The sequence below is a fragment of the Flavobacterium branchiophilum NBRC 15030 = ATCC 35035 genome (assembly GCF_002217205.1).
In the GTDB taxonomy this organism is placed as follows: domain Bacteria; phylum Bacteroidota; class Bacteroidia; order Flavobacteriales; family Flavobacteriaceae; genus Flavobacterium; species Flavobacterium branchiophilum.
In genome coordinates this window covers 1-2,706 of record NZ_MUGT01000134.1, presented here as the reverse complement: position 1 = coordinate 2,706, position 2,706 = coordinate 1, and the positions used below count along the sequence as shown (strand labels likewise).

Here is a 2,706-nt window from a genome sequence, read left to right as displayed (position 1 = left end):
AATATATTTGGTATAAGTATAGCAGTCGAAATCCTTTTAGAAGCCCCCCAGCTCCCAAAAGGGGTGTTGCATTGCATGAAAATAGTTTCTGAATGTGGTAATCAAAAAAGATTATTTCACAATATTATATTTCTTTTGGAGTTCAATGAACGTTGTATGAAACGAAAAGCCCGACCCTTGGGGAATGCCAAAGTAATTTAAATATGCGAATTGTTTTATTTAGAATTTAAGTTGATCTAATTTAGTTGAAAACAATGGATTTGTATAATTGGGCTGTCTCATTTTGGTAAAAATGGATGGGCATTTAAAATATAGAAATTTTATCCCAAAAAAAATTTTGTTTGAATTGTTTTTTTATTTAATTTTAGAAAATCAAAAAAAACAACGCCATGAACGAGATAGACATTGAAAAAGAAAATAAAGCAATTGCTCAAGAATACAAAGAGTTGTTACGTATCAGTTACCAAACACTTACAGACGAAGACAAAAAATTGATTCGAAAAGCCTTTGATGTTGCTGTTGATGCCCACAAAGAACAACGCAGAAAATCAGGCGAAGCCTATATTTTTCACCCCATTGCAGTAGCCAAAATAGTAGCCTCAGAAATTGGTTTAGGAGCCACTGGTATTGCTGCGGCCTTGTTGCACGATGTAGTTGAGGATACCCCTTTTACGGTTCAGGATATCGAAACGATGTTCAACCCAAAAGTGGCCCAACTTGTGGAAGGATTAACCAAAATATCACAAGTAAAAAAAGATTTAAACATTTCGATGCAAGCCGAAAACTTCAGAAAAATGTTGCTTACCCTAAACGACGACGTGCGGGTTATTTTGATCAAACTGGCCGACAGATTGCACAACATGCAAACGATGGATTCGATGGCAGCTTATAAACAAACCAAAATAGCTTCAGAAACATTGTACATCTATGCCCCTTTGGCCCACCGACTAGGGTTGTATAACATCAAAACAAAATTGGAAGATTTAGGATTAAAATACACAGAACCAGCTGTTTACAAGGATATTGTAAGCAAAATCAAAGAAACCAAAGAAGAGCAAGACGCTTATATAAAAGATATTTCGGATGTTTTAAAAAAATCATTAGACGAAGAGGGCATGGACTACATCATCAAAGGGCGTCCAAAATCTGTCTATTCGATACGTCGAAAAATGAAAGCTCAAAACGTAACTTATGACGAAGTTTACGATAAATTTGCCTTGCGAATTGTGTATAAATCCAATCCGCACGACGAAAAATTCTTGGCCTGGAAAATCTATTCCATCGTAACCGATCATTACAGACCAAGCCCTAGCCGTTTACGAGACTGGATTTCGTCGCCAAAATCAACAGGATACGAGGCCCTACACATAACCGTTATGGGACCAAAAGGCCGTTGGGTAGAAATACAAGTTCGTAGCGAACGCATGGACGAAATTGCCGAAAAAGGCTATGCAGCCCATTATAAATACAAAAATGGAGGCGAAGAAAGCGGTTTGGATGTATGGCTCAACTTACTCAAAGAAGCACTCGAAAACTCCGAAAGCAATGCCGTAGATTTTGTAGAAGATTTTAAAATGAACCTTTATTCAAAAGAAATTTACGTATTTACTCCAAAGGGCGACATCCGATCATTACCAAAAGGGGCCACTTCTTTAGATTTTGCCTTCAGCATCCATTCAGAAATTGGTATCAAAACCCGTGGCACCCGTGTAAACGGCAAACTTGTACCCTTAAACTACGAACTCAAAAGCGGTGACCAAGTAGAAATCATTACCTCTACAAGTCAAAAACCAACCTCACATTGGCTCGAATATGTAACAACGTCCAGAGCCAAAAATAAAATTAGAAACGTATTAAACGAAAATACCAAAAAAATAGCCGAAGAAGGCAAAGAAATATTAACCCGAAAATTACGCCATTTAAAAGTATCTTTGAACGAAAAAACAACCAACGAATTGGTTAATTATTTCAAACTCAAAACCAGTTTAGACTTGTTTTATAGAGCCGGTATTGGAGCCCTAGAAAACCAAGCCCTAAAAGACTATGCCGCCAAAAAAAGCAATACACTGTTCAATTTTTTCAAGAACAAAATCAAACGATCACCTAACAATCCCGATATTGATTTTTCAAAAAACACCCCAATTCAAAACTACGACATGCTTGTTTTTGGAGCAGAACAAGACAAACTCGACTACAAATTTTCAACCTGCTGCAACCCCATTCCAGGCGATACAGTATTTGGATTTTTAACCATCAACGAAGGCATCAAAGTGCACAAACACGATTGCCCCAATGCCATTTCGCTCCAATCCAATTATGCTTATCGCATTATGGCCGCCAAATGGGTCGATTCGACTCAACAAGAGTTCAAAGCCATCCTCAACATCATGGGTATGGACACCCTAGGACTTACCAACGAATTGACAAAAGTGATTTCAAACAACATGCACGTCAACATCCAAAGCATTTCCTTAAGCGGCGATGCAGGAATTTTCAACGGACAAATAACCGTAATCGTACAAAATAATACCATTTTAAAAAAATTAATAGACAATATTAAAAAAATTGACGGCATCGAAAAAGTAGTAAGAGTATATCATTAAACCAACAATTATCAAATGGGCGTGCCCCTCCGTAAACTACGGGTCAGGCTATTTGTTACAAGCGACGTTCATTGAACTCCAAAAGAAATGAAATATTGTGAAA

Annotated in this window: 2 protein-coding genes; both read left to right on the top strand. The window is 37.3% G+C overall.

Annotated features, from left to right (window positions below):
* Positions 1–201: hypothetical protein (locus B0A58_RS16670; protein ID WP_207758853.1), on the top strand; the 201-nt coding region annotated here is incomplete at its 5' end.
* Positions 202–389: 188 nt separating this feature from the next.
* Complete coding sequence (locus B0A58_RS13470) at positions 390–2,603, top strand: RelA/SpoT family protein (RefSeq protein ID WP_089081493.1); 2,214 nt, start codon at positions 390–392, stop codon at positions 2,601–2,603.
* The last annotated feature ends 103 nt before the right edge of the window (positions 2,604–2,706 follow it).

What these genes read in the sequence shown, in the direction of transcription:
- B0A58_RS13470 (WP_089081493.1), top strand. Translation starts at nt 390, where the DNA reads ATGAACGAGATAGACATTGAAAAAGAAAATAAAGCAATTGCTCAAGAA.